A 7,929-nucleotide genomic window follows, 5' to 3' on the forward strand; every position below is an offset into this window, starting at 1 on the left:
ACCTTTACTGTCCGCTGACTGTTGTAAACGCCTGAATGCATTTCATTAACGTTTCAAATAAACCAGCATCCCCTTGAATCAAATCAAAATGACTGATCAAGCCGATTCCATCATAATCACAATGAACAACTGCTGTTTGTTCATGTTTCGTAAATTCGAAAAATACTTGATACTGCTGGGTATTGCGAATGGTGGTGCCGATGTTTCGCTGGGCCAAATAATGCACAAAACGGGGGATAAAAGGCGCCAGTTGCCCGAATTGCGTTTGTGCCGCCTTGGTTTTAAAGTGCTGGGTTATTTGATTAAAATCTGTCGAATCCCCAGCTTTTAATCGTGGCAACTTAATGCTGCCTTTGCCATTATAGTCAAAGAATAATGTCAACTGCTTGCTGTTAGCAGTTAAAGTCACAATGTACAAATAAGGCTTCGCAACAATCGCGCTACATTGCCAGGCTGTTTCATTTAAAACGGTCGTTAAAAATTGTTGAAATTCAGCCTGTTGTTTGTCAACCGTTTGATCAGGTAACAACTGATAAAGCACCGTTTTAGGCAGTGAGCGTGTTAAGTCTTCACCAAAAGTCGTGTTTAAAAACGGTGTGATCGGGGTCCAGTTTAACAGCGTTAATTGCTGACTCGCCGTGGCACAACCTGTATACAGCCATTGAAAATAGGTTGCATTCGTCCGACCGCGATCGACGCCTTGGTTCGTATTTAAATAAACATGTGGGAAGGTGTAAGCCAGCGCTTTATTCACCGTCATGGCCCAAGCATAGCGTACATGTGCCGCCTGGTAGAACTTAAAATAAAGCGTGTTCGGTAGGCTGCGTAACTCCCCTTCGATGCGTTGTTCAAAGGTCTTTTCTTCAGGGACTAATTTGCGTTTATCAGTTGCCAAATAATAACGCTTGTTGGTGGTATTTTGAACAAAGTAACCTGCGCCTTGGGCCAACATCGCTTGATATTCCGGACTGGTTTCAAAATTTGCTTGGGCCAAGGCCGCTTTTGCCAGTTGCTTCAACAACACTTGATACGCCGCTACTTCATCACTTTCCAACACACCGCGGTCCGACTGTAAGTAATTGGCCAAAATATTGACGGTGACTTGTTTATCACCTACTTGGACCTGACAGGGCCAGATTGTAAACGTATAAACATTCCCTTTTAAGATCACATCCTGTTGCAACGCTGTTTCAACTTGTTGTACTTGGACAAACGTGCCATTATCAATGCGATCCAACCTACCATCTGTGACGCCGCTTACCGTATTGTCAAAAACCAAGACATCATTGGTACAAAGCCCCTGGCTGGCACTAAAATGCTGTTTGATCAGCGCATTCACTTGTTGCACCTCAGCGTTGGTATACACCAACATTTTATGGGTCGCTGGTGCAACAAACAACTGCTTTAACAGCGCACGTTTTTCATCACCGCTGGTCATCAAATCAAAATCTGATTGAAAATCAAACCGCAAATCGTTAAATTGTTGGGTCTGAATCGCCTGACCAATTTGATTGCAAGCTGTCAATACAGCACTATCTTGATCACAAGCCGGTAATGCCAGTTCAGCAATGTCAGCCGGTTGAAACCCTTGCTGGCCTAAAAAGGCTGGGTTCAAGACGCTTTCTTGTTGCTTGCCGTAACTTAATCGATTGCGGTCCCCAATCAGAATCAATTTACGTTGTGGGTATTGATCTAGTTGTAAAAAGGCAAACAAGTCATTGACCAACGAACCTGAACCAAATTGCAAGTCATTGTTGGCATAGTCGGTGTTGGCCAACAACTGACTGTCGTCGATCACATAAAGCGTCTTGGCTGTTGCTTCCTGTTCATCTGGTTGTTCAAATTGACGTAATGGGATGACTTGGTGATCGTCAGCATCGACTGTTTTTTGGTCAAAATCAAACATCGCGCCAAACAAAGAACTGACCTCACTTAACGCGCTGTGCTGTTGCAATAAACGCCGTTTTAACCGATTAGAATACACCCAAACCGAAGCCTCTAAATAGCGTTGCGCAAAAGCTGCTGCACGAATTTCAGGAATTAACGCTGATTTGCCACTGCGGGTATTACCGGTTAATAATAAGATTTTCTGGTCAGAGTCTAAAAAGGCCTGCACTTGTGTTAAAGCCGCTTTCGTCGGTGTGGGCACTGAAACCGCTGATGTCGTTGGCACGTCAGCAATGGCTGCTGGGTGTATTGTGAACTGGTACGTCGGTGCTGTAAACAATGTTTCCTCAAAAAGTGCACGCTGCTTTAAATAGTGCCGCGGCTGTCGTGGTTCAATGTCCAATTGATCCACGATCTGTGCCACAATTGTGTCCGAATCGGCAATCCTAAAGGCCACATCTTTGCCTGGAATGGTACCCGTCACTTGGATTGGCCGCTGAAAACAAACAATGGTATCCAGTCCTCGATGGCTAAAATCAGGGAGCCGCGGTTCAAGCAAGTCACGTAAAAGACGTCGATGCCGCATAATCTGGCGGTAAGGATTAATCGAACTGCCCCCTTTAACAACCGTCTTACCATTAAGTAGCCAACTGCTGGTTCCGAAATCAGCTTCAGCCGGTAATTGCAAGCGCCCGCCATAGTTTTTAAAATCAATAATCAAGATGTGATTATTGGTCACTAACAAACAGTCAATTTGTAAGGTATCTAACGCCAATGACTTTGGCATCCCCATTAACAGGCCTTCCCAGTGCCGCTGATTAAATTCCGCGGTTAACTGAGTTGCCAACTGTCTGAAAAAAGTATTTTCATAGCCTTGAGCAGACTTTCCTTTACGTAATGTTAACATTTTGCCACCTCGCTGATGCTTCATTAATTTACATTCATTATACCTTAACGTTTTTGGCAGGCAGTCATTATTTCAAGCGTTGTCAAAAATGTGAGTGTGCCATAATGCAGATTCCTCCGTTTAACAGCAAAGTAGCTCCGGACTCTGGTTTTTGAGTCTGGAGCTACTTTGCTGTTAAACGGAGGAATCTGCATTATGGCACACGTTAGAGGCCGATTTTGTTCCTTTTTCAGATAAATTCAAAATCGGCCGGGTGCGGTGCGCAAACCAAAATAAGTAATTATGGTCCAGCCTCTATTTGAATTTTAGCTAGCTATGAAGCTGCTTCCGTTTGACCCCGGCTGCAGTGCCTAGCCCTAGTAAAGCCAGTAGCAGGCCTAACCAACTGGTCGTAACAGCAGTTACGGCCCCTGTTTGCGGTAGCTTGGTTTGTAATGGCTGGGCGGCTGCAGGCTGGGTTGTACGACTTACGGTGACCGTTGCTGCTTTAGCGGGAACGGTTGTCCCAATCGTTGTGAAGTGGCCACTATCAAGTGTTAATAGGTGCTGGACAACGCCAGTGGCGACCTGTTTAACTGGTAATTGCCTTTGTACAGCGTGCTGTTCCAATTGGCGTTGTACGGCAGTGACTTGCGTATACAATTGTGTCTGCCGTTGTGTCACGTTAAAGGTCTGTTGCAGTTGCTGCAAACGTGTAGTGGCGGTGGCCAAGGTCTGATTGGCGATTTCAGATTGCTGGGTCAGCGTTTGCCAATTGATGGTGGCCTGCTGCAACTGTTGCAACGCAATCGTTGCAGCCGTTTGCGCTGCTGTTAACGCGACCTGCGCCTGGTCTAATTGCTGTTGCGCTGTGGCTTGTTTTGCTGGCGCTTGTTGTAACGTTGTTAACGTTGCTTGTGCCGCTACGACGGCTGTTTCGGCCGTCGTTAAGCGTGTTTGTGCTTGACGCAAAGCGCTTTGATCAGTGGCTAATTGTTGTTGGGCCCTGGTTAAAGTGGCTTGTGCGGCAGTAAGCGTCTTTTGAGCCGCACTTAATGCTTGATCAGCAGCTGTCGCAGCCGCTTTAACAGTGGCTAAATGAGCCTGTTTGGTTGTTTTATCCTGCAAACTTGCTTGATAGGTTGCTTGCGCAGTTGCTAATTTTTCCTGAGCCTGTTGTAAATCAGTCTGTGCTTGTTTGAAAGCCGCTGTCGTGGTCTGAACAGCTTGATCAGTTGTTTTTTTGGTCTGTGTGGCGGCTGTTGCTGCTGTTTGCGCAGTTGTCACAGCGTTCTGTGCTTGCGTTAAGGTCTTTTCAGCAATCTTTTGTTGTGCTTGTGCAGCTGTTAATGTTGTTTGTGCTGCGGCTAAAGTGTTTTGTAACGCCGTAGTGTCCTGATTAGTAGTACTAACCGTTGTCCCTGTAGCTGGCGTGGTAATCGCTAAACCGAAACTCCCAATTTGATTGAAATTAATGCCTACAGCTAATTGCTTTTTGGCTTCGTCTACACTATTAAAACCTAAAACAGTTTGGAGTGCGGTTAATGCTGCTGGATCATAGGCCAGTATTTCAGTGCCCTGGCTTTGGGTATAACCACTAAAAAGGGTTGCGAAAGGACCGTGATTCAAAAAACTGTCTTTCAACACGGCCAAATTAAACGTTGTGGTCTTCCCTGCATCAGTATCAGTGGCCGACCAAGCAATCGTCCCATTGCTTTGACGGACTGGATAAAAGGCACGACCAAAAAGCATTTCCCCAGACTCGTTATCTAAATTAACCATTGCCCGTAATTGTAAATCGGCCGCTTGTGCCGTACTTTGTGCAGTCGCTTTTTCAGTACTGGTTGGATCGGTTTTAGTTTGTGCGTTAGTCGGATAAAGCTCACTGGCGACCTGGTCGGCAACACTTGTGGTCACAATACCTGGTAAACCTAACTGCTGCCGAACCTCATTTAAAATGGCAACCATTGTCGTCTCCAACGCCGTTTGCTGACGACTGGACAATGCATTAATGGCCGCATTTAACTGCGTACTATTCACGGCACCAGTCAATTGTTGGCCAGCTAAAACAGCTGTTTCCCAATCAGCATTCGTCACTTTATAAGTGATCGTTACCCCTTTTTGAATGGTCCAAAGGTCGTTGGTCAAGTCTTTGCTGGTCACTTGAGCCCCTTTTTGAACCAAATCAGTCGCAGCTTGTTTGGCAGCTGTCGTTACCGTCACAGTAATCCCCTGTGCTGCCAAATTCACATGACTCGTATCAACTTGATCCAATGCGGTTTGCGCGGCAGCCACTGCTGTTGTGGCAGTCTGCGTAGCGGTTTGTGCGGCAGTCAAATTGGTTGCTGCAGCCCCTTGAGCTGCTTGGGCCGTACTTAATTGTGCCGCCGTTGTCGTGACCTGTGTCGCGGCACTGGACTGCGCACTAACCGCACGATCAGCTTGGATTTGCGCCGTGGTCACTGCTTTTTCGGCCGTTGTGACAGTCGTTTGTGCGTCACTAACTTGTGCTTGAGCGGCCTGCGTATCCAAAGCCGTTTGCGCTGCTGTTACCTGCTGATTGGCTTGATCAGCCTGTTGTTGCGCTGTGTTAACAGCACAATCAGCAGCTGTCACCTGTCCTTGAGCCGTTTGAACAGCAGTGGTGTCAGTTGTCACTTGCGTTTGTGCTGCCGCTACTGCTTGCCGCGCCGTTGCTGCACTGGACTGCGCTTCCGTAACACCTGTCGTTGCGGCAGCGATGCTGGCCGGTGTGGCTTGATCTAAATTTGCCTGTGTTGTCATAACAGCTGTTTTCGCCGCCCTTACGGCAGTAGTTGCAGAGGCCACCTGCTGTGCTGCCGTGCTTGCAACTGTTGCTGCCTGCGTCATTTGGCTTTGCGCACGATTCGCTGCTTGATGCGCGGCAGCTGCAGAACTTGCAGCACAATTTTGCTGGGTCTGTGCTACTTTGAGCGCAGCTGCACTGGTTGCAACAGCCTGATCACCAGTATTTGACACCTGCGCTACAGTTGTCGTTTCCGTGGCTGTGCTTGTAGCAGTCGGATTGCTGGCCGCTTGCACATTAACAGCAGACAAGCCTAACGCCGTCAGTGTTGCACCAGCCGTTGTGAATAAAATGCGTTTTTGCTTTTTCATCGAATGATCCCCCATTACTTTTTTATGTGCCTTAAACCGCTAACTAGCAGTTAAACGATGCTTGTATTATAGGCTGGGAAATATTAAAAGTCAATATTATTTTTTAAATATAATTATTAATATCAGATTATATTTGCTTATAAATAGCGATAATATTAATCATTTTCTTAAAGTGAATTTTAATATCACTTTATTTTAGCGCACAAAATAGGCCTTATCTATTTAAATATCGGCGGACGCAATCAATATTTAAAGTAATCAGCAAACCAGCTGCCAACCAAACACCGTGACGTAAAAATCGGTGGACTAGTCATCGATACAAGCCCACCTGCTTGTATAAAGGGTTATTGTTGGCACTGCTTGATGAGTTGATTAGAGGTTACTGTTGGCGCCTGTTCTAATTAACATAACTTTGTTTATTAAAAGTTTTTGAATGACAACACCCCTTGGTGCCTGTCGTTCAGGTGGTGCCGACTGCGCATTTATTTGAAATGGCATCCCCTCACGCTAGCTGGTCAATCACTATAAAGCGTTTGCAATTTCATCGCAACCTGCTACACTGAAAACGTAAAATAAAATAATTTGTGGTCTGGGGTGCCTTTTGGCTGAGATAATACCCATGGAACCTGATGCAGTTGACGCTGCCGTAGGAAGATCAACCCTGAAAGACGACTTGCTGTATGAAGTGGCCTTTTTCTTTGCCAATCTGTACCTCCCGACATCAAGGAGACGATAGCTGTTAACGAAAACATAGCATAACATTGAACCAAGCCCAAATATGTTCTTCATAGAGATAGTTTAAAAATGTAGATATGAATGACGCTCAAAAAATAAAATAGCAGAACAGTAGACCTTTTCATTAAAACCCTGTATGGTGAAGCTAATCACAAAGGGGTATCGAGATGATGAGAACGGTAAAAGTTAAATTATATCCGAATGGCACCATGCGCCGTGTTTTAGCGCAACTTTGTGATTATCGCCGTTATTGCTGGAATCAAGGTCTTGCCACTTGGAATGCAATGTATGATAGTTCGCAAATCATGGCTGATAAGAAATTGTGCCCCACTGCGTGTAAAGTGCGTGACGAATTAGTCGCAAATAAGCAAGACTGGCAATATCAACTTTCAGCGCGTTGTTTACAGCTAGCTATCACTGATCTAGGTAAAGCTTGGCAAAATTTTTTTGACCAATCTTTACCAGACTGGGGTAAGCCACATTTTAAATCCAAAAAAGCATCGCGTCAGGGCTTTAAAACGGATCGTGCTAAAATTGTCAATGGCCGATTACGCTTGGACAAACCCCGTGGTATAGCAAGTTGGTATGACATTCCATTCCACGGTGCGCGTCATTTAATCGGTACTTTGAAAGTAGTTTCCATTTATCGTGAAAACGGTACCTACTGGGCAAGTTTACCATTTGAAGTTGCTGAAATTGGGTCCAAGCCTCGTACTGGTCAAGTAACTGGAATTGACTTAAATGTTGGCCATTTGAACTATACCGGTGGTCTTTTTAATGTTTGTCCTCAGCGGTTACAACGACTTTATCAGCGCATTAAACACTATCAACGTGCATTAGCCCGTAAACGGGTGGCAAACGGTCGCATCAAAGGCACTAGAAGTAAAAATTACGCGCAAACGAAAGCCAAGTTACAGCGTGATTACCGAAAAGTGGCCAATATTCAACACGATTTGATGCAGAAATTTACCACTTATTTAGTGAACCGGTATGACAAAATCGTGATTGAAGATCTAGATGTGAAAAAAATGCAAATGACCCATATTGCTTCAAAAGGGCTACAACGTTCTCTGTTCGGCTATTTTAGACAAATTTTAACTTATAAGTGTGACTGGTACGGCAAAATGTTACTTTTAGCAGATCGGTATTACCCTAGTACCCAGCGCTGTTCTAATTGTGGACATGTTAAAAAAGGGTCGGATAAAATTGGCCTGCGCGGGAATGCCCAACATCAAACAAAACACCACGAATATGTTTGTTATAAATGCGGTGTAACGCTAGAT

3 protein-coding genes and 1 riboswitch are annotated in these 7,929 nt (G+C 45.2%); of the genes, 1 reads left to right on the forward strand and 2 read right to left on the reverse strand.

All coding sequences use genetic code 11. The features are described 5' to 3' along the window. Positions 1 to 4: 4 nt before the first annotated feature. The gene (locus tag FC07_RS13955; RefSeq protein ID WP_162255887.1) at positions 5 to 2,794 is read right to left on the reverse strand and encodes a nuclease-related domain-containing protein; all 2,790 of its coding nucleotides are present in this window, start codon (positions 2,792 to 2,794) and stop codon (positions 5 to 7) included. Positions 2,795 to 3,103: 309 nt separating this feature from the next. After that, positions 3,104 to 5,911 (reverse strand): LPXTG cell wall anchor domain-containing protein, encoded by a 2,808-nt coding sequence (locus tag FC07_RS13960; RefSeq protein ID WP_057905704.1) that lies wholly within the window; start codon positions 5,909 to 5,911, stop codon positions 3,104 to 3,106. Between the two features lie 580 nt (positions 5,912 to 6,491). Then, positions 6,492 to 6,581, forward strand: a riboswitch (TPP riboswitch). Between the two features lie 232 nt (positions 6,582 to 6,813). Here FC07_RS13960 and FC07_RS13965 point away from each other — a divergent pair. Then, a partial coding sequence (locus FC07_RS13965; protein WP_157050171.1) for an RNA-guided endonuclease InsQ/TnpB family protein occupies positions 6,814 to 7,929 on the forward strand: 1,116 nt, incomplete at its 3' end.

This window comes from Loigolactobacillus bifermentans DSM 20003 (genome assembly GCF_001434575.1).
Taxonomy (GTDB): domain Bacteria; phylum Bacillota; class Bacilli; order Lactobacillales; family Lactobacillaceae; genus Loigolactobacillus; species Loigolactobacillus bifermentans.